General features: G+C 39.8%; 12 protein-coding genes and 1 pseudogene. 6 read left to right on the plus strand and 7 right to left on the minus strand.

Going from position 1 to position 22,420, the window contains the following annotated elements:
* Positions 1–32 precede the first annotated feature (32 nt).
* A complete protein-coding gene (locus BLV53_RS07675; protein ID WP_090299453.1) occupies positions 33–4,592 on the minus strand; it encodes an FMN-binding protein in 4,560 nt (1,519 codons plus the stop codon).
* Between the two features lie 265 nt (positions 4,593–4,857).
* On the opposite strand from BLV53_RS07675, the gene BLV53_RS07680 reads away from it, so the two are divergent.
* Positions 4,858–5,295 carry a hypothetical protein gene (locus BLV53_RS07680; RefSeq protein ID WP_090299456.1) on the plus strand — a complete coding sequence of 146 codons (438 nt, stop codon included), beginning with the start codon at positions 4,858–4,860 and terminating at the stop codon, positions 5,293–5,295.
* A gap of 6 nt (positions 5,296–5,301) precedes the next feature.
* Here the strand turns inward: BLV53_RS07680 and BLV53_RS07685 are convergent, their stop codons facing one another.
* Positions 5,302–6,657 carry an MATE family efflux transporter gene (locus BLV53_RS07685; protein ID WP_090299459.1) on the minus strand — a complete coding sequence of 452 codons (1,356 nt, stop codon included), beginning with the start codon at positions 6,655–6,657 and terminating at the stop codon, positions 5,302–5,304.
* 263 nt (positions 6,658–6,920) lie between these two features.
* Between BLV53_RS07685 and BLV53_RS07690 the strand changes: the two genes are divergently transcribed.
* Complete coding sequence (locus BLV53_RS07690) at positions 6,921–8,342, plus strand: AAA family ATPase (RefSeq protein WP_090299462.1); 1,422 nt, start codon at positions 6,921–6,923, stop codon at positions 8,340–8,342.
* 199 nt (positions 8,343–8,541) lie between these two features.
* Here BLV53_RS07690 and BLV53_RS07695 read toward each other — a convergent pair whose 3' ends face one another.
* From BLV53_RS07695 to BLV53_RS07710, 4 genes are read right to left on the minus strand one after another with little or no spacing between them, the layout of a single operon-like run.
* Positions 8,542–10,023: a glycoside hydrolase family 32 protein gene (locus BLV53_RS07695; RefSeq protein ID WP_090299464.1), complete on the minus strand. Its 1,482-nt coding sequence runs from the start codon at positions 10,021–10,023 to the stop codon at positions 8,542–8,544.
* A 33-nt stretch (positions 10,024–10,056) separates the two neighbouring features.
* Positions 10,057–11,700: an extracellular solute-binding protein gene (locus BLV53_RS07700; protein WP_090299467.1), complete on the minus strand. Its 1,644-nt coding sequence runs from the start codon at positions 11,698–11,700 to the stop codon at positions 10,057–10,059.
* A 17-nt stretch (positions 11,701–11,717) separates the two neighbouring features.
* Positions 11,718–12,617: a carbohydrate ABC transporter permease gene (locus BLV53_RS07705; protein ID WP_090299470.1), complete on the minus strand. Its 900-nt coding sequence runs from the start codon at positions 12,615–12,617 to the stop codon at positions 11,718–11,720.
* A gap of 12 nt (positions 12,618–12,629) precedes the next feature.
* Positions 12,630–13,514, minus strand: coding sequence for an ABC transporter permease (locus tag BLV53_RS07710; protein ID WP_090299473.1), 885 nt, complete (start codon positions 13,512–13,514; stop codon positions 12,630–12,632).
* Positions 13,515–13,829: 315 nt separating this feature from the next.
* Between BLV53_RS07710 and BLV53_RS07715 the strand changes: the two genes are divergently transcribed.
* A complete protein-coding gene (locus tag BLV53_RS07715) occupies positions 13,830–14,816 on the plus strand; it encodes a LacI family DNA-binding transcriptional regulator (RefSeq protein WP_242879051.1) in 987 nt (328 codons plus the stop codon).
* Between the two features lie 67 nt (positions 14,817–14,883).
* Here the strand turns inward: BLV53_RS07715 and BLV53_RS07720 are convergent, their stop codons facing one another.
* Positions 14,884–19,443, minus strand: a complete 4,560-nt coding sequence (locus BLV53_RS07720) for a LamG-like jellyroll fold domain-containing protein (protein ID WP_090299477.1) — start codon at positions 19,441–19,443, stop codon at positions 14,884–14,886.
* 318 nt (positions 19,444–19,761) lie between these two features.
* Here BLV53_RS07720 and BLV53_RS07725 point away from each other — a divergent pair, with 318 nt between their 5' ends.
* The 3 genes and pseudogenes from BLV53_RS07725 to BLV53_RS17840 all read left to right on the plus strand — a co-directional run.
* Positions 19,762–21,201 (plus strand): sensor domain-containing diguanylate cyclase, encoded by a 1,440-nt coding sequence (locus tag BLV53_RS07725; protein ID WP_090299480.1) that lies wholly within the window; start codon positions 19,762–19,764, stop codon positions 21,199–21,201.
* A 55-nt stretch (positions 21,202–21,256) separates the two neighbouring features.
* Positions 21,257–22,096, plus strand: a complete 840-nt coding sequence (gene nudC / locus BLV53_RS07730; RefSeq protein WP_242879052.1) for an NAD(+) diphosphatase — start codon at positions 21,257–21,259, stop codon at positions 22,094–22,096.
* 95 nt (positions 22,097–22,191) lie between these two features.
* A pseudogene (locus tag BLV53_RS17840) lies at positions 22,192–22,420 on the plus strand (IS5/IS1182 family transposase); the annotation flags it as partial.

Raw genomic sequence — 22,420 nt, forward strand, 5'->3', positions numbered from 1 at the left:
AGCCCAAATCTTAGGCTCTCCATTTTAGATTATTATTTCATTTTACCTGTTCTTTTGAACATATATGCGCCTGCACATGCTAGAGCTGCCAAGCCTAGAAGGATGACAATAATTAGTGTCACATTGCTTGTTGACTGGGACTCTGCTGCAGTTGGAATATCCTCTGATGGGATGTCTACTGTGTCTTCTGCTTCATTGCTTTCAGACTCTGCTGTATCCTCTGCTTTTTCATCAGACAATTCATCTGTCTTAGCCTCGATAGATTCCTCACCATCATTATCAAGTAGCTTTTCTGTCGCTGCCTTTGCGTCACTCAGCTTTTTAGCTGTAGTTTTAGGTGCAGTATTATTTGCTGCTGTAGGAGTCTGGGCTTCTGCGATTACAACTGTGTTGGTATTTCCAAGCTCTGAAATGTTGCTTGAAGTATTTGCAGAAGTATTTGTCGATGCACTTGAAGTGGATCCTATTGAACTAACTGATGCAGACTGTGAACCTGATGCCTGTGTAGTCTGTGAGCCTGATTCTGAACTATCAACTGCTGCAGCGTTCTTATTATCTGTAGTAGCCTGTGTTGTCTCCTGAGACTTTGTTTCCTCTTTTACAGAATCAGTTTTTGAAGCTTCTTCTTTGTTAGAATTTTCCTGCTTGGCCTCTTCTTTATCAGAAACAGTTTCTTCTTTTATTGAGCCAGAACCAAATACAGCCTTGTTGTCCTTGATAATCCACTTCTTAAGTCCTGCTGCACCTGCTGTGTAATAAATACTCATTATTCCACCAAGCTCTTCATCAGCTGCCTGAAGCTCTGTGGCAACATTTGCTACATTTTCATTTAAAAGCTTTGCGAAATCCTCTGAACCCATCTCAGCTGCTGACTTTCCAAAGGTAACATCCTTACTGCTGCCTGTGCCGTCGGCACCAGTGTAAACTGATTGGATTTCAGTACCGTTTTCTACGATTTTTGCATCCTGATTGAAGTAACAATTTCTGTCGTAAGCGATATTTGCAATACGACCATCTACAATACCGATGTCTACTGTTGGGCGGTTGGATGTGACATTTCCGTATGCATAACAATTGTACTGGAAAGCACCTGCCATACCTGTGAAGCCACCAATGTGAACCTTGTTGTTTGTGTTGGCAGTTCCATATACATCGCCAAGTGTGTAGCTGTTTAATACGTTTATACGATTTGTAACGGCAAACATTCCACCGGCGTATACATCACCTTCCTCTGTGATTGCGCGGATGTCAACATCTGTATAGCAGTTTGTAACTGCACCTCTAAGCATGCTGGCTGCAAGACCTGCACCGCGGGATGCAATATCATCTGCCTTTACAGAAATCTTTCCTGTAACAGAGCAGTTGTCGATGAACACACCATTTTGACCTGTTCCTACAAGACCTGCTGTGTAAGAATCGTATGGCACTTCATTGTTCATGTAGATGTCGCGAAGGTTAATATTTTTAAGCTCTATCTTTAATGTATCTTCTCCATAGGTAAGGTTTGTCTCGTAATCTCCACCTGTGAAACCAAACATTGCTGCTGTGTAAAGGCTTGCTGGAGATGTTTTTGTACCTATTTTAAGGCCTGTGATTGTGTAGCCAGCGCCGTCATAATTTCCTCTGAAAGGATATGCACTGTAAAGTACAGGGTCACCCTTGATTTTTACCTTGATAGCAAAACCGATTGGAAGCCACTCTTCATCAGAAAGAGCGATGTCCTTTGTCTGCTTGAAGTATTTTCCTTCCCAGGTCTCATCTGCATTTATCGCCTTTGCGATATAGCGAAGCTGAGCTTCGTTTGAAATTAAATAAGGATCTTCCTTTGTACCTTTGCCACCTGCAAACATACTTACATCACCCACACCATAGGCTGTAGTGTCACCATAAATAGCTTTGTCCTTTGCGCGGGCTAATGCCTTTTCATAATTTTCTGTATCATCCTTGCTTCCAGTAAGAATTTCCTCTGAAACAATTTCATTATTTTTTACAGTGATTTTAACAGTGACTTTTCCGCCATTGTCACGTCCGTACCAGTCACCATCACCCATAATATCTTCTGCAACTGGTACCTTTTCTTCCTCTGGCTGTACGTAATTCGCATTTACGAATTCATCTGATAATGTTACTACACCATCTGCGACAACCCACTTTTTAAGACTATCATTTGCTAATCCGTACTTTGCAAGACTAATACCAAGCTTTTCAAAATTACCATTGAGCTTATCTGCAAGATTCTCATAAGATTTTGCTGTGAAGCTCTCAAGGGAACCAACTACACCGCCTTCGTAGGCCTCGCCCTCTTCATTGACACCACCTACAGTCTTTGTGCCGTATGGCTGCACCTGAGCTTCCTTGCGGCCTGCGATAGTCATGGTCTTTTCAATATCAAAATAGCTCTGATAAGCTTTTCCGATACCAGTCACCCAACCTGTGATAGCACCTGTATAAATACTGTAGTGCTCAGACTCAGTGTCACCTCTGCCGTAGCAGTTTACAATATCACCAGCATCTACACCTACAACTGCTCCAACTGATGACATTCCCTCTATCTCATTTTCAATATCACGAGCCATGCTGCCAAAATAGCTTCCTGTAGAATAGCAGTTTGCTACAAGTCCTCTGTTTGTCATACCTGTGATACCACCTACAGATGCGATGGACTCACCGTACTCTACAGTAGAGCGAAGCTTCACATTACTGTAGCAGTTGATGATAGCACCCTTGTACTGGCGGGCTGCAATACCACCTACATAAGCATTTTTTTCTGCTGTGGTAGATTCAATAGTTCCTTCCACTGAACAGCTGTCAATCACTGCACCCTTGAAAGAACCACTATCACTAAGTCCCTGCATGTAGCCTGCGATACCACCTACAAATGATGCATCCTCACGGTATGCATAAATAGCAACATTTGTAAGCTTTACATTTTTAACTACTGCATCAACACCAAGAGTTCCAAACAAACCTAATGCATTTGAAAAATCCTCTACATTTTTGCTGAGCCTTCTAGGATTTTCCTTTGTACCCTCATGAAGACCATTGATTGTGTGTCCCTTTCCATCAAAGGTTCCGTTAAATGCAAACTGGCTTCCACCAATTGGCTCCCAGTTTTCTATTCCAGAAATATCGATATCTGCTGCAAGCTCGATATATTTATTATCATATAAAACCGAATCCTCTAAGGATCCTGCAAAGGCTACCAGCTGATCCGCATTTACGATTTGGTATGGATTTTCCTTTGAGCCATCACCGGATTCAAAAATAGAAGAATCAACTTCTTTATTCTTCCACTCATCTCCGATGGTGTTTACCTCTCCATCAGCTTCAATAGTCATTTTGGAAATAACTTCTGCTGTGTTTCCCATTGCATCACCAACAATGCCGCCAGCACGAAGTGCATTATCCCCCTTTGCAGTGATTGTTCCAGAGGCTTGCGAGTCAGTGATGTTTGAATTCATTTTTGTAAGACCTGCTATACCACCGATTGCAGCTACTACACCATCCTCAAGCTGTGCCACAATGTCCACATCAGCATAGCAGCTTTTGATGTCGGCCTTTGCTCCAACATTTCCTGCTACTCCACCTACAGAAACTGCTGCAGAGTCAGACTTAACATTTATCTTTCCGCTCACCTGACAATTTGAAAGGACTGCTGTGCGCTTTAAATCACCTGTAAGGATTCCGGCATTAAGACTGAAATCCGGTGTGGCAGTAACTGATGCATTCATCACCTTAAGGTTTTTAACAACAGCCCCAGCCTTAAGTGCTGTGAAAAGACCTTCATCGCCCACATTTTCACTACTGATTGTCATGTTGTTGATTGAATAATTGTTACCATCGAAGGTACCTGCGAAAATATCAAAACCATCTGAGGTACCGATGGAATTGAAATTCTTAGATGACAAAGTAATATCCTTTGTTAAAGAAACATATTCTCCCGCATATGAATTTCCTTCATCTACATTTTTTGCAAACAGCTGAAGCTGCTTTTCGTTTGATATTAAATAAGGGTCTTCTTCAGTTCCTGAGCCCTTGATTGTATCTGAATCGTCATCTTTTTCTTCTGAATGCTCTGTCTCTTCTTTATTTTCTGATTCCTTAGGTTCTTCCTCATCACCTGTTTTTTCTGTATTCTCAGACTCCTTTGGAGTGTCAGTATTTACAGGCTCTTCTGAAGTGCCTGGCTCCTTTTCCTCTGCCTTTACTTCTGCCTTTGAAAAAGCATCCTTTACTGCCGCCTTTATGGCATTGCTACTGATTGTAGCTCCGCTGACACCATCGATTCCATCAACCTCTGATAGAGTAGGCTGTTTCTCGCTAATAGTGGAAAACAATGCCTTTGCTTTTTCCCACACTCTAGGTGTCTCAGACTGTGAGCCCTCAGAGATTTCTACTACCTTTCCATCCTGAATAATAACTGATACAGTTACATCCCCGTTTCGTCCTACTCCGGTACCTGTGTAGGTTCCATCCTTGTAGGAGATACTTTCTTCTGCCGATACAACGCCAGTTCCAGAAAATGAGGACATAGCTACAGCAGACGCCAAAATACCTGCTCTTAGGCGCCCCCATAATTCCTTATTAATCATACATATTCTCCTTTTGGTTTTGTAATACTTATTGTGGTTATATACCTCTAACTCGCAATTTAAAAGAATAACACAAGTTAGTTAAATCTACAATAACTTTTTACACATATTATACGCGTTGGTAGGGGCAATCATTTATTATACTGGCTACTCATATGCAGGAGAAAAAGATTATTCTGAGACAGATTTATTTTTGATAGTGATTCTTTGAGCAGGTTAAGAAAAAAGCTGATGGGAAATTATAACAAATAAGGAGCATTAACTCATGCATGGAATGATTGGACCAATATTTGGCGGTGTTGTGGGACTCATTGGGATTTCCTGGGTTATATTCAATTTCATAAAAGGAAGAAGACTTGCCATAGAGGCGGAATGCGCCTTAGATACAACCTTTACAGTCACCTGTACAAAGTGTAAAAACACATATGAAGTTGCTCCAAGAGATTTCCTAAAGATTTCAAATTTTAAGATTCAAAAGAACAAGTATGTAAGAAAAGGCTTCATAGGTTACAACACGCCGCTGGCCCTTCAAAGATTTTGTCCATGTCCTTACTGTAAGCGGGATGAATTGGCTACCTTCCAAGATGTGGATAAAGTTGCGGCTATGGATAAGGAAGTTGCTTTACCTATTTTTATTAAGTATGCAGCCATAGGATTACTCCCACCGATTATTATCATGAAAATTCTAACTAAACTTTTCTAAAAAATATTACATTTCTGTATTTGTGGAAAATCTATTGATAACTCTAGCCAACAATGAAACTGAAACTACCATCATGATTATCTCTGTGATTGGCTGAGCTTTTATCATGCCTTGGAATCCAAAAAGATGATTTAACAATAATAAAAGTGGAACATATAAGAACAGCTGTCTCACCAGTGTGATTCCAAATGCATATTGTGGCTGGCCCATGGCCTGGAAGGAGGTACGGCTCATAGAGATTGCCCCTACAAATGGCAGGATAAACATGATTGTTCTAAGCACCATGGAGCTTGTTGCTATAACCTCAGGTGACTGAGTAAATAATCCGATAAGCTGAGGGGCGAATATTCCAAAGATAGCCATTACACAAAGTTCAACAGAACTTACAACCATTACACCTGACTTGAGAATGCTCATCATTCTTTTGTAATTCCTTGCGCCGTAGTTGTATCCCATGAGTGGCTGGGTGCCTGCTGCAAATCCCTGATAAATATAATTTCCAAGGGATAAAATCTTTTGAGCCACACCCATGGCTGCAACAGTAAGCTCGCCATAGCCTACAGCCAGGTTGTTATTTACGATATAAGCAACTGAGGTGAGAAGTGTCTCCAACGTGGCTGGCACACCCACCCAGAATATTTCCTTGAGAATCTCTGCTGTTGGAAGGATGTATTTCATGCTTGGCTTAAGGAGTGATTTTCCCGTAGCATACAACATAATAGATGCCACCATTCCCGACGCATTTCCAATAATTGTGGCAATGGCAGCGCCTCTAATCTCCAGTCCCAAAACAAAGATAAATATTGGATCGAGAATGATATTTACTATTGTTCCAAGAACCATTCCTATAATGGAATACCTTGCGGAGCCTTCAGCCCTGAGCAACTGGCCGAAGGTATAATTTCCCATTGTAAAAATGCTTCCAAGTAAAATGATAAATGTGTACTGGCAGGTGTAATCAAAGGTGTTTTCCTTTGCACCTAGTCCAGTAACTATCTGGGACAGCAATGCGATTCCAACTATTGTGACAATCAGGCTGTTTACCACTGTTAATGTAAATCCTACAGTTAGTGTATGATTTGCCTTTTCTTTATTTCCTGCGCCAAAGCTTCTGGCTATAAGTGACGCTGCACCTGTGCCTACCATGTTGGATATGGCAATTGAAATCATCATAATTGGGTACGCCAAATTTACTGCTGCAAGCTGATAATCATCATGCATCAGTCCAATAAAATAGGTGTCCACAAGATTGTAGAGCACCATTATCATCATACCCATAATAAGAGGCACCCCAAGCTTGATTACCGCTTTGGCTGGCGCCTCCTCACTAAGCGTGTATATTCTTTTGTCGTCCTTGCTCATTGAGTTATTGCTCCTAAAATAATATGCATTTATTTTATCACTTATTCGAATTTATATTAGATATTATTCCCTTGTTTTTTCTTAATTTTTGCAAGATACAATTTGCACAGTGCTAAAGTGGTTAACCGCAGAAAATGTTCACAAACTGGAGATATTTATCAATTCTTAATTGTTTTCTCCAGTTTATAGCTAAAAATTGCCTTTAGTTGGAGAAAATGTTATAATCAAGTTAGCAAAATATTTGTAAAATATAGGTGAAAATAATGAAAATAATAAGCAGAAAACAAGAACGAAAAGAATTGGAAAGATGCGACAAAACCCAAAAATCAGAACTCGTTTGCGTGTATGGTAGAAGGCGAGTTGGCAAGACATACTTAGTTGAACAAACTTTTGGAGAATACTTCGCTTTCAGAGCAACGGCTGTTGAAAATAGTAATAGCAAAAGTTTGTTAAAAGCTTTTCATCAGCGATTGCTTGCATCAGGAGATAATACAAAGACTATACCTAAGGACTGGTATGAAGCCTTTGCTCGTTTAGAAAATGTGTTAAATAGTGACACTGTAAAACTATCTCCATATGGGAAAAAAATAGTATTCTTTGATGAGTTTCCTTGGTTTGCAACACCACGCTCAGATTTCTTACCGGCATTTGAAGAGTTCTGGAATAGACGTGGCACTCAGTATGGTGACTTAGTATTTATAATATGTGGGTCAGCTACATCATGGATTATAAAAAACGTAGTTAACAATACCGGTAGCATGTACCATAGATTAACTCAAAAAATATTTATAAAGCCATTTACTTTGCACGAAACAGAGCAATTCTTTAAGGATCGGGAATTTGACTGGTCTAAAGAACAAATCGCCGAGTGTCAAATGGTATTTGGCGGATTGCCATATTTCTTTGATTTGATGAATGAATCGCAAAGTTTCAAACAAAACGTTAACCGATTACTCTTAAATGAAAATGCATTATTAAAAAACGAGACTAATAGATTATTAGAAGCAACACTTAGCAAATCCCCTATATATAATGAGATTTTACAAAAATTATCAACATATAAATATGGCATCAAAAAATATGAATTGCAGGAAAATTTAAATGCAGCTGACGGTACTTATGTAAGAGCTATAGAAAATCTAAAAGAATGTGGTTATATAATAGAATATCAACGAAACTATGAAAAGAATAATCCACTTTATATACAACTGATTGATCCATTCTTGTTGTTTCACTACCACTTCCTATCATCAGAATCAAGGCTTCATAGTTATGAAGAATTAATTGAAAATGAAGGGAAATATAAAAACTGGCGCGGGTGCGCATTTGAAACGCTATGTTTCCAGCATATTGAAAGCATAAAAGGTGCGCTTGGCATATCAGGCGTGAAGACAAATTGTTATCCTTGGCATAATATCGGCACGGAAGACAGTGCTCAAATAGACTTAGTTATAGAAAGAGCTGATAACATAACCAACATATGTGAAATCAAGTTTACAGATTCAGCATTTGCAATAGATAAAACCTATGAAGAAAATCTTTTGCACAAGAGAGATGTATTCAAAAGAGAAACAAAAACAAAGCAAGCATTAAAAATCATTATGATATCAGCTCATGGAATAAAAGGAAAAGCCTACACAGAGCACATATCAGAAATCATTACATTAGAGGAATTGTTTGAATAATGACTTAAAAAACGAGATTGACCTGATGGTCGATTTAGGCTATTCCATAGGCTTAAACTAAGAAATAAACGAGTATATACCAAAAATGGGCCGCGAACTTCATGTTTGCGGCTCATTTTTTATAATAAAAGACGAGTGAAATCTGAAGATTTCACTCGTTTCCTTTAGGGGAGTTTTTTAACAGCCCCCTATTCATAAGCTAGTTTAAATCTGATAATTCAAATTTAATCAAATCAATATTCACTTTTTCATCAGACTGGAAAGTGATTCCATCAGCAGTTATGTCTGTATCAATCTTCATTGATGCAGCCTGTTTTCCATCATTTACAAACACTTCCAAAGTAAATCTATCCATAATGACTCTAAGCTTTAGCTTACCGTCCACTATATCTATAGGAAATTCTCTTTCAGAAAGTGCAGAATATCTCATTCCACTATTTCTTCTATCAAGCTTAAGAGTTTTTCTTCTGCTGTCTATTATAACTCTGGTTTCATAGCGATCATTTTTAGCCAGCTTCATGGTAAATAAATAATCTTTTTCTGAATCTACCTTTGAAAGCTCGAAACTCATATCAATCACTCTGCCAGAAACTCCAGCCAATTGCTGTTCCTCAAAGATTTCACAGGAATGCTTCACTTCGCATTTACGATAATTTTCCAGTTCTTTTATAGGGGTTTGGTATACATGACCTTCCTTGATTTTCAATTCTCTAGGAATAGTCATGGTGGAATAATAATCGTGAGCGTCATTGCCAAAGTTTACTGTCTCCCAGTTTTGCATCCAGGCTATCATGACTCTTCTACCATCTGGTGTAAGGATTGTTTGTGCGGCATAAAAGTCAGGGCCTAAATCTATAGGCTGCACTGCCTGTCTGTTAAAATCCAAAAACTCTTTTCCTTCGCCAACCAGGAAGAAGTTGTTAAAGCCAGGGAATATATTATCTCCCTTTCCTTCAGTCTCCTGAGGGCTAACTATAAGAACCTTTTTATCATCAAGCTCAAAATAGTCAGGGCATTCCCAGATTCTTCCCACCTGGTTGTCAGAACGGTCAAGCACCTTGTTAAACTTCCAGCTAATGGCATCCTTACTTTCATATACGAGGATCTGTCCACTGCCATCTGGATGTCTGTTTATAGCAAAGCAATAGTAGGTATCATTATTTTTTATTATCTTTGGGTCTCTAAAATCGTGCAGGTCATTTCCAGCAGGAATCATATCAGTAGAAATTACAGGATTTGAGCTTACCTTTTCATAGTCTATTCCATCACCTATTGCAAGGCACTGTTGCTGATAGTCCCTAACAACTCCATCGCTATCCTGTCTTTTTTCAACGCTTGTGTACATAAGCAAGTGCCTTCCATCATCCAGTTCTATAGCACTTCCGGAAAAGCAGCCATCCTGGTCGTAGTCCTCATCTGGTGCTAACGCGCATGGCTGGTACTCCCATTTGATTAAATCCTCAGATGTACTATGTCCCCAGTGCATAGGACCCCAGTGATTGCAGTATGGATGATATTGATAGAATAAATGATAGGTATCCTTATATCTGCTAAAACCATTTGGATCGTTTATCCAGCCCACTGTTCCAGTCAGGTGAAACAGTGGACGGATGTCCTTATTATCCTTGGCTAAATATTTCTTTTCGTAATCTCTTGCTTCCTGTAATTTCTTACTAATCATTTGTCTTTCCTTGCTTGTAATTTAGTAATAGGCTTACATTGCTTCCTTGTATCTATCGTATGCGCCCTGATAAGCCTTTAATAATTCCTGCATACCACATGTGCTTTCAAGCTTCTCAACATAAGCATTCCACTCTTCATCTGTTGGACCGCCTTCCTTAATCCAAAGGCCTTCCTGCTCGCTTACAGCATTTTCAAAATCTGTTTTGTATGTGTCGATAGTCTCAAGCTCGTCTGCTGTAAATACGCAGTCGATTGGATATACGCTGGTATCCTTGACCTGTGGCATCCAGTAATCGTAAAGGTCTGTAAGTCTCTCAACAGCTCTGTCTTCCATATTAAATGTAGATGAATAGTAATCTGAAAGAATAAGCTTTGGACCAGCCACCTCGTAGTAGCTCTTAAGCTCGCCAGCGCCTTTGCCAAACTCAGATTTTGCCTGCTCTTCTGTTATAGAGTTCCATACACCATTTTCATCCTTGTCCTTGAAATAAACACCGATAGGGCCATACTGAAGCTGCATTACAGTCTCTGGCTCATACCATTTGTCGTAGAATGAAAGGAGCGCTTCTGGATTGCCGCAGGCACTTGTTACTGAAAGATTTCCTGAGTTTGTTCCGCCACCTGTTCGGATAGTTACATTGCTCTGTCCCTCATATTTTGTTCCATCAGGCCCTGTAAGAACTGGGAGAAATACATAATCCTCAGCGTAGTCTCCCATAAGCTCCTCGATGTACCACCAGGTAGAAACACCTACATAGCCCTGCTGGCATTTTGCCATAAGCTGTGTGTCATCCTGTGAGAACATCTCCTGGTCAATAAGACCTTCCTTATACCAGTCGCTGAAATATGTGAGAGCATCTCTATATTCCTCATTATCACACACAAAGTCAACCTTGCCGTCAGAATTTAAAACTAAATCATTACATACATCATTAATCCAGTTTGTAAATCCAAAGCCAGCGTAGAAAATATTTTGTCCCCAGCACCACTGATCAAAGCCGGTAGACATAGGAATTGTTGAACCTGCTGGCGCGCCATAGGTCTTTGCTGCCATGTCATTTTCCTTGAATGCCTCAAGAGCTGCATGTAACTCATCAAGTGTTGAAGGTACCTCAAGTCCCAGCTCATCAAGCCATTTTTTATTAATCATAGAAAACTGTGGTACAGAGAAAATTGAATAATCTTCATCCTTGCCAATGCCCGCAGTTCCCATCTGCTCTGCTGATGGAAGGCCGTAAATGCTTCCATCCTCCATTGTAATAGCAGCCTTAATTTCTGGATGCTCCTCTAAAATCCTGGAAAGATTTGGCATGGTGTCAGCGTTGATGTAGTCTGTCAAATCGATGAAGGTACCATCATCGCCATAGGTAGCAAGGTCATAGTTTGAAAATCCTACACCCATATATGCATCTGGCAAATCACCGCCAGCTATCTGAATATTTACCTGCTCTTCAAGAGAGTCACTCATGGTGTTCCAGGTGATATTGATTCCCTGCTCCTCTAAAAGTTTATTCAAAACCTCATTATCATCATAACCTGGTGATAATGCAGACTGACCTCCAACTACTGTAAAGTCTGTCTGGTTTTCATCCCTCTTTGCTGTCCCCCCGCCACAAGCTGTCATGGACATAAGCATAGTGGCAATCATTACTAGTGATACTACTTTCTTTTTCATACGTTCTCCTTCCTTTTTTAACCTTTTACTGCGCCTGCCATCATGCCCTTTTCAAAATATTTCTGAACGAAAGGATAGATGATAAGCATTGGAGCTGCTGCAACTACGATTGATGCAAACTTTATCATTTCAGTCAGTTTGTTCAGTTCAGCGTAGCCACCTGAGATGGTGCTGGCCTGAGTAGCACTGGCAGAGCTTTTGATAAGAATATTTCTGAGCACCAGTGGAAGTGGTGCCATTTCTGGCTTTGGCAGATAAATCAGCGCGGTAAACCAGTCATTCCAATATGCCACCATGGAAAATACCACCATAACAGACATGATTGGCATTGATAGAGGAATCACTATTTTAAGGAAAACCTTTATCTTGTCGCAGCCATCTATCTGTGCGGCCTCGATAAGTTCATGTGGAATGCTTGTTTCGAAATAATTTCTTACAAGAATCATATTTGCCACTGACACACCGCCTGGAATGAAAAGTGACCACATATTTCCAATAAGACCTGTCTCTTTAACAATCAAATATGTAGGAATCAATCCGCCTCCAAAATACATGGTGATTATGAAAAAGAGACTGAAAAACTTTCTTCCAGGCAAATCCCTCTGTGCCAGAGGATAAGCTGTCAGATAAAGCATTGTTACTGAAAAAACCGTACCTATAATGGTATATTTGATTGAATTGATATACCCGGTGTATAGGCTGGGATCTGAAAATACCGCTTGATACCCCTTTAAGGAGAACTGGCTCGGTAGGAGGAAGGTTTTCCCAGCATATACATCATAGGGATTTGAAACAGAAGCTACTAAAACATAGTAGAGTGGATAAGCTACAATTATTACAAGAGCAATTATTATTATCAGCAAAATGATATCGCTCACCTTGTCGGAAAGGCCCAGGCCATCTTTTTTCTTTTTCATATCTATCATCTCCTAAACAAAATCTACTTCCGAATGCTTTGTTGCAATTCGATTTACAATGATAAGCAAAATCAGATTTATCACCGTATTGAAAAGTCCTACTGCTGTAGAATAACTGTATTTCGCATTTTCGATACCCTGTTCGTACACATATACAGAAATCACATCTGACGCTGCTTTATTTAAATCTGTCTGCAATAACCAAACCTTTTCAAATCCGATATTCATCAGGGCTCCTGCACTCATGATGAGATTTAGGATTGCCATTGGAAGCAATGCCGGAATATCAATATTTACGATTCTCTGCCACACGCTGGCTCCGTCCACCTTTGCAGCTTCATAAAGAGATGTGTCTACAGTTGCAAGTGTTGCCAGATAGATGATGCAGCCCCAGCCGGCATGCTGCCAAACCTCTGAAGCGATATATATAGTTCTGAATGCTGATGCCTCTGTCAAAAAATCTATTTGTGTTCCCATAAGAAGATTTAGCAATCCGCCTGATGGAGATAAAAAGATTTTTATCATACCGCAAATGACCATTGTTGATATGAAATGTGGTGCATAGAAAACTGTCTGTGCGAATTTTCTTAGCTTTAAAAATCTAAGCTGATTCAAACAAAGGGAAACAATAATCGGTATTGGAAAACTCCACAGCAATGTAAATGCGCTGAGAAGAAAAGTGTTTTTTATCATTCTCAAGCAATTTGGAGAAGTGAAGAATTTTACGAACCACTTTAGTCCCACCCATTCGCTTCCTGTAATTCCCCGGCTAGCCTTGAAATCTCTGAAAGCAATTTGAATACCATACATCGGAATGTATTTGTAGATAAATGTAATCACCACTGGAATCAGCAGCAAGAGATACATTTGCCAGTTGGCCTTGATTTGCTTTTTCATAATACCCTCCTATGAAACGTTTCATATCTTTTTAAAATTTAAACGCCCTCTTATTGCTGGGCGATTCCTTTCCGTGAAACGTTATATTGACATTAGATAAGATATCACCTGCACCATTAGGTGTCAATCGCTTTTACTAACTTTCCTTTGTTTTGTGGCTTTCTACAAATCTTTCAATTTATTTTTGTGCATATTTTTTAATCTTTACTATCCACTACTTTTATACTAATATATTAGTTGTATGTGAAATGTTTCACTTTCATTTCACATAATTTCATCAATCAATTTCAACACATATATAGGGAGTATTTACATATGAATAATAATGGCAAACAGCCCACTATGAAGGATGTTGCACGCCTGGCGGGAGTATCTCTTGGCACTGTATCCAAGGTGTTCAATGGCATCCCTGTTGGGGACGAATACAAATCAAAGGTAGAAGCTGCTGCAAAAGCATTGGGCTATCAAGTAAATGTATATGCCAGAGGCCTTCGAGCCAACAAAACACGCACTGTTGCAGTTATCCTTCCAAATGTTATAAATCCGTTCTTTTCAAATATGGCAGATTACTGTTGTAGACGATTAAGTGAGCGCGGCTATCGTATGCTACTTGCCACCACATCCTTTGATCCTCACACGGAACAAGCCTGCGTGGACATGGTTCAGCAGAACAAGGTGGATGGTATCATCGCTATCACCTACAATCCAGACTTAGAAGTAAACGAAGATATTCCCTTTGTAATCATAGATAGAAAATTCAATTCCAACGTGACCTGTATTTCCTCTGACAACTATACCGGTGGTCAGCTCGCTGCTGAAAAGCTTATAGAAAAAGGATGCAAGAATCTTCTATTTATAGGTATTTCATCCCATGTGCCAGGCGAGGCTGACAAACGAAGCATCGGCTTTGAAGCCTACTGTAACGCTCACTCTGTAAAATGTACTGTTCACAAAGTTTGGGATGAAGATGGTATTGATGAAATTTTTAGCTTTTTGGAAAAATCTATTTCAAAAAATAAATTCAAATATGATGGAATCTTTTGTGCTACTGATGCCCTGGCTGTTCAAACCATTGATTATCTAAGTAAGGCATCCATATCAGTTCCCGATGATGTGCAGATTATCGGCTATGACGGAATCAAAATCTTTGGCCTGGATAAATATCCTTGCTCTACAATAGAACAGCCACTAGAGCAGATGGCTATCACAGCTGTTGATGTGCTCCTTGGTGACAAGGACAGCAATCATCCTGCACTTATATGTCTTCCAGTGGAATACCACGATGGAGGCACTACAAAATAAAATACGTACCAAAAAGCTCCTTCCCGTTTGGAAAAGGAGCTTTTCTTATTTGCATTTGTAATGCCTATTAAAATTTAAAAATACTTCTAAATATAGAATTAATGGATTGTATCAGATAATTGAATACTTCTGTGACAACAGAAATAACTGCTTCTACAGCCTTTTTCACTACGTCTTTACGAATCACATCATCTGGTGTAGATGGGTTTTCAGATGTAGGAGTATCCCCAGGTGTTACCTCTGGATTTTCTGGAGTTACCACTGGGTCTTCTTCTGGATCATCTGTTGGATTCTCTGGTGTTACCACAGGTTCTTCTCCTGGAGTTACTTCTGGTTCATCTACCGTAGGGTCTTCTGGTGTAACTACTGGCTCAGCCGGCTCTGCATCGCCTGCTACATCATCAGCTCCAGTACCACCTGCTACCGGTGTGGCCTCAGTAATAGATTTCATGAGAGTGACAGTCACATCACATTTTAACTCATCATTTCCAAATGCTCTAATACCACCACCTCTGATAAATTTGCTGCCTGAAACTGTTACCGCTTCGTCAACATAAGCTTCAATCGAACACTTATCAACGAACACTGTGCCACTAACCATTTCACCATGATTGTACTCTCCACTTCTATCATCAAGACCTACTCGGTTGTCATTAATAAAAAATCTTGTAAAAGAATCACCTGCTTTTTTCAACTCGAAGCCCACATCACCGCTCGCTCCTCTAAAAGCAAAATCAATCTTTATGCAATCGCTATTTACATCCTTAAGAAGTTCATTTATTTCAGCAATAGATTTGCCTGTCGCCTTTACTACCACATCACCTTCAACTGCTGATGTATCGATATTTTTGATCCCAAGACTGCCGTTATCTTTTAAATAGAGTTCTCTTGGAAGGCCTGCATAAAATGCCCAGCCTGCTTTGTAGTGGTCTACTGGTGTACGCTTGCTTTCTCCATCAGCATTCTCCTGCATGATTGAGCAAATGTAGGTTTTTCCATCTGATGGATTTACATATACAGTAGGGCCTGTAAAAATATTATCGCCGTAATCCATTCTTTTGGCGTCACTGAAATCAGGTGTAAATTTGCAGGTAGCTTCATCAAAGCTGCCAATGTAATACCATACATCGTTGTCACCATGCTGAGGTGAGAATACAAATAGGAACTTTCCTGTATCATTGCCATTTTTATCCTGCAATGGTACAAGGTTTGGCATTTCCCATACACGACCGTATTCAGATTTATATTCGTGAGTATTGAAATAGTTTCCTAAAAGTGAACCCTTATATGTCCAGTTAAGGCCATTAAGTGAGCCGCTCTTACAAGAAGCTTCCCACTCGTCTGCGGTCTTTGCTTCGGTTTCAAATACATGGGCTACGCCGCGACCATTATCTGCACCACCGACAACCATATATCTCTTATTGCCGATGCCAAAGGCCTGAGCATCTCTAAATTCGCCAGGAATACCCATCTGGCTAGTTTGTGCCACTGCAAATCCTACAATCTCCCATTCTGTAAGCTCTGGATCATCATAGTTTACAGCCTTTGCAAGACCTACATGCTGATTAGAACCATTAATTGGGCGTGAATCATCCCCTGCTGTGATAAGAAGCATTGGCTTGCCATCAGATGAAAATATCACATTTCCTGTCCAAACACCATCAGGTGAAATAGTACCTGCTGTTGGAACCACTGCATCCTTCACATATTTCCATGAAACCATATCATCAGATATCCAGTGTCCCCAGGAAATGTTATGCCAGTATGGTCCCTCCTGGTTTGACTGATAGAACAGATGCCATTTGCCATTGTACTGGAATAGAGAATGTGGCTCGTTCATCCAGTTTGCAGGTGGTGTTGCATGGAATGTAGGTCTGTAATAGTCATTTGAAAAATCAGACTGAGCGTGAGCCTGCTCATAGGTAAGCTCTGGAAGCTCATGAGAATTTGCTCTTATTTCATCAGCTGTGAGAGCCTTTTGAACCACAGACACCTCATCCAATAATCCTGGGAACATAGTACCATCAAAAAGGTTATCTGCCACAATTATGCTTTCTGAACCTTTACCAATTCGGATTGGAAGATTGGCACTGGCAATCATCTGGCCCTTTTCTACTTTTTTACTGCCCACAAGCTCACCATTAAGATATAGCTCCATAGTGCCTGCATCACCATTGTAAACACCAGTCACATGGCTCCATTTATAAAGAGGTACCTGCTTGCCATCGTCACTTGTCATGGCAATCCATTCTTTTCCTGTACCGATTCTGTAGGTCAGGTAGCCATGCTTTGTTACACCAAGTAAAAAGCCTGCTTTTTCACGTGTGTTGTAGGAGCCTGCGATTACCTGTGCAATCTGATCTTCACGAGGATTGCTTGGAGCATCCCACATAAATGCACGTGGAGCGATATAAGCATCCACGGTCAGCGCGCTTGTATCAATCCTTTCGTTGTACTCTAGGAAGTTCGAATAGCCATCAAAATTTAATGCATTGCCGCTTACGCCCTTCGGACGATATGGAAGCACCGGCTCATCCTGATATGCAGGATTTTTAAACACGCTGTTCAGCTCAACTGTCTGTTTGCTGCCAGCTTTATTTGTTACCTCAAAGCCCTCACCTTCAAAGTCTAGTTCAACCAAATCCTGTTCATATGTCAGATTGGTCCATGGAAGCTTGATATCTCCATATTCGTATGCATCACCGTTTTTTGAAACAGGTCCAACCACTGTGTCATATCCATTTTCTACATTTGGAGCCTTTGCATAGTATGTTTCGATATCATCAAAGAATGCCAGTGCCCATGGTCCATTAATCTTGTTATCAGCGAGCTCAATATATAGCGGTTCACCGATATAGTCAGAAAGATCTACAAAATATCTTCCCATATCAGCCCATGAACCTTTGCCTACATATGGGAACTCGCTGTCGTTAAAGCGGGACTGTCGGTAGCTTCCTATCATAGTGCCGTCCAGCTTGTACACTCTAAAGGATGCAGCATTTCCACCCATCTTTACAGATATCCAGCCGCTGCCTGATAACGTAAATACGGATGAACGAATGGACCAGCCAGCGCCCTCATCTCCAGTTACAGCCCAGCCATCTAAATGATAGTTGCCTCCTTGATTGTAAGGTAGCTTCTCACCCCAATAGGTTTCAGCTGAGATGACACCTTCATATTTATCTGAAGAATTCTTTGAGAATACCTCTGGTGTAAGCACCTCCCAGCCTGTCAAATCTCCTGTCTCGAATCCACCATTCTCTACAGTTTTAATCGACTTATCCACCTTTACCACGTTGATAATCACAGACTTATCCTCTGTTTTACCGTCATAGACTCTGGTGAATGAGATTTCATATACACCTTCTTTTAGGATTTGCTTTGAATAATCTGATAGGTCGTTGCCGTTAAAGGCAATACCATTAATGGTCACATCAATATCGACCTTTTTGCCTGTATATTCTTCGATGATTTCTGTCTCAGACTTAATCAGCTCAGCAAAGTCTACCTCTATTCCTGCATATCTTTCCAGTTCTGCTGGAATATCTTTCTTTATGATGATGTCATTGATAATTCCATTTTTCTTATAGCAGTTAATTATAAAATCGCTGTATTCATCATCTACTTTTTCTATATCCTTTAGCTGGCTGTTCTGAAGTGATATTACTTCATCCCTAGTCATTGAGGTTCTAAAATCGTCTGCATTTATAAATGAAAAACCAGCTTCTGAACCATTTTCAATTACAAAAAATAAAGTGTCACCGATGTTGGATTCCAGCCTGTCAAATACACGAATCAGTGTAAGTCCAGTCTTAGGGTCTGACCAGTTTTTGTTTGTGTAGGTTTTGATTAGCTCCTCTCCATCATCTGTCTCTTTATATATTTTGATGGAGCCTTTGCCCTCAGCAGCTGCAGCACCAATCATAAATGAAATATAACCATCACCACCAAGCACAAAGCTTGATGAACGAATAGCACCGCTCTCATTTTCCTTGGACTCACCACGCATACAGTAATCGCCGTGAATATACATTGAGCGGCTACCCCAGTATGTTTTCTCAGATGAAACTACGCCCACTGAATTATTTTCATTAGTGATTGGCGTGCCGTCCATCAATGTCCAGCCTGTAAAATCTCCTGTTTCAAAATCCCCATTTTCAATATAATTTGAAACATTAGATTTTGCCTTTGATTTAAGGGCCTTTGGCTTCTTTTCATCAAGAAGCTTTTTGGAATCTTCTTCTAATTCTTCTGGCAGATTTTTGTCATCTTCTGCTTCTTCTGATTCCAGGCTGTTCTCTTCCTCTTCTAGGCTTTCTTCTTCCTGCTTTGTTGCAGACTTTACTTCTTCCTTAACATCTTTTGAATCTACTTCATCCCTGGAATCTTCCCTATTTTTAGAATCAGTAGAATCCTGTGTAGCTTCCTGAGTATCTTGTTCCCCCGAATCGTCCTCAGTCACTGCCTGCTTGTCATCCTGTGCCACCACTGATTCTGCTGTGTCCTCTGCCTGAATAGACACATCCTCTGTTTGCTTGGCAACGCTACTAAAAGATACCTGGGATAAGGAAATTGCCGTCACAACAGATAGAGCCACGCCTTGCTTTAAAAGCTTTTTCTTTAACATTTCTCTCCTCCTTGCAATATAGTGAAACGTTTCATCCTATAGCCAAATATTATCCGCAATATTTCATTGCGGACACCACGTGAAACGTTTTATAAAAAGTATCATTAGACATATAATATGTCAATAAATTCTAACACATTATCCAATATTTGTTACTTACTGCCAAGAATCACTTTTAGATTTTGTAACTTCTTGCTGACCAAACAATGAAATTGCAAGCGTGAATCCCTGCTCCCGTCTCAGCTTCTGTTCCATTCACAAAATATCCAAAGAACGGTGCTATAAATATAATGTATTAGTGTGCATAGAGGATTTATTATGAATAAAAAAAATTCTGTTGTTACTGCAAATATAATAGTGATTATTCTCATTGTACTTGGTTTTGTTTGGATGCAAATTAACGACTTTTTATTCTACAAGCAGGTTGCCACAGAACAGGCCGAGAATGATGTTATGCTTTCTGCTATGGACATCAATTCTGAAATCACTTTGCTTGCCAAGGAGCAGCTGGTGGTTTCCCAAATGATGGCCAATGACATCTTTTTGAAAAGCTGGTGTGCTAATGAAACAGGTAATGCATACGATGAGAATTGTACTCAGCTATATGAATATCTGACCACCTACAAAGAAAAATACAACTATGATGTAGTTTTCTTTGTTTCAAATAAAACCTACAACTATTACTACGATAGCGGTCTTAACAAGGTCGTTTCACCTGCAGTGGAATTTGATAGCTGGTATTTTAATTTCCTGGATTTGAATCAGGAATATGATATCCAGATAGATCATGATGAAGTTAACAAGTTTTCTGTCAGTCTGTTTGTTAACTGTCTGGTTCAAGATGAGCATGGTAATATTCTGGGTGTAGTTGGTGCCGGAAAAGTCATCGATGATTTTCAACAATCCATGGAAAGTATTGTTAATTCATTGGGTGTAGATGTGTCCATCGTAAGTATGGGGAATGCCCATAATTCTTTTAACGGAAGTGCTGGCTTCTATAAAACAGTAGATGATGCAGCTGCTGAAATGGAACTTTCTGTAGATGAAATAACAACGGATACAGATTCTAAGGGTGTGCAATGGAGCACCAACAATAAGAGCGTAATCGTTGTAAATAATGAGATGTTAAATTGGAACATTATTGTTCAAAAGGATTTGTATGAGTCTATAAACGATATGATGAAGCGCTCCTATGGACGTGTTGCCCTGATGATATCAGTTATAATCGTATATATTTTCGTCAGCACAAAGCTACTTTCTAATCTTAGAAAAATAGAGATTGTAAAAGAAAATACCGATGAGCTAACTGGACTTATTAACAAAAAGCTTTTTGAATCCCGTTATGAAATGAACCGCAAGAAACAATTTTGGGGACAGCACATATCACTTTTTATTCTGGATGTGGATAACTTCAAGCATTTCAATGACAATTATGGACATCTATACGGAAATACGGTATTGCGTACTATGGCTACAACCCTAAAAGAAGAAATAGGTATCGAGGGTGAGGTTGCCCGCTGGGGTGGTGATGAATTTGTAGGAGTTCTATTCTGTGAATCTGATTTGGCTAAACGTATCATGGAAGCAATTTTGGATGAAATACGTGTAAAGGACGCCAAATCTCCTATCACTTTCAGCTGCGGAGTTATCGACTGCGATTACAAACACACCATCAATGAACTGCTAGAGCGGGCTGACAAAGCACTTTACGAATCCAAAGAAAAAGGCAAAGCACAGGTTTCTGTCTATAGAGGCTAATAATATTGTGCTCAATACAATTTATGTAGTACAATACTCCTCGGAGATTGTAAAAATGATGATTCAAGATATTGCACCAAAAAAATTAAATAATAGTTACAGTAACAAATCCGTAAATACGAATAGCCTTGTAGTGATTTCTGATGAGGGGAAATTTTTACTGAAGGTTGATGAAAAGGAAAATACCATTTCCTATCCTACCGCTGAAATCATTGGCATTGAGTTAGAATACACCTATCTTTTTTCTATCGATGATGAGGATTTCTTTTTCCTGAATAGTGGACAGGAATTTACAAATCCAGAGGGCTTTGAATTTTATGATATGAGGGCACTTCGCAAGGATTACCTTTATCCAAAGCACTATGTCTTTGCAGCTTACACAGCATATCAGCTCATTGAATGGTACGAGGGCACTAAATATTGCGGCAGATGTGGTTCTTTAAATGAACACTCAAAAACTGAACGCGCAAAAGTCTGCCCAAATTGTGGCAAGACCGTCTATCCTAGAATTAATCCTGCAGTTATAGTAGGTGTGACAAATAGTGACAAGCTTCTTCTTACAAAATACAGAACAGGCTTTGCTCACAATGCACTTGTGGCCGGCTTCACAGAAATCGGCGAGACCCTTGAAGAATGTGTTGCCAGAGAGGTTATGGAAGAAACCGGCATTCATGTGAAAAATATCCGCTACTACAAGTCCCAGCCGTGGGGTATCGCCAGCGATATTTTGACTGGATTTTTCTGCGATGTTGATGGTGACGATACTATCACCATGGATGCCACCGAGCTTAAATACGCCGAGTGGGTTCCAAGAGAAGAAATAAAACTGCAGCCATTAGAGTACAGTTTGACAAATGAAATGATGAAAATATTTAAAGAGGGGCTGTCGCACTAAGAAATTAGTGTGAGGCCTCTTTTTCATGCAGAAATACTGTGTTTAACACAAAAATCGGGCTTCGAAAAGCCCGATTTTTGCTGTAAAATTAGTTTATGCTACTAAACAAAATCTTACAAGGAGATTATACTGTATCTTCCTTGTATCATCAAATCAAACTTCCGCTAGACATAGAAATATCCATTCCATCCGATGATCCGGTACGCCTGGTAAGTGCATTTGTGGAGGAAATGAATCTTTCTGATCTTTATGAGACTTATAACAGAATCAGAAAGAATCAGGCTACACCGCGTCAGATGCTTAAGATTGTCATCTATGCAGCAA

The sequence above is a fragment of the Pseudobutyrivibrio sp. ACV-2 genome (assembly GCF_900107545.1).
GTDB lineage: Bacteria > Bacillota > Clostridia > Lachnospirales > Lachnospiraceae > Pseudobutyrivibrio.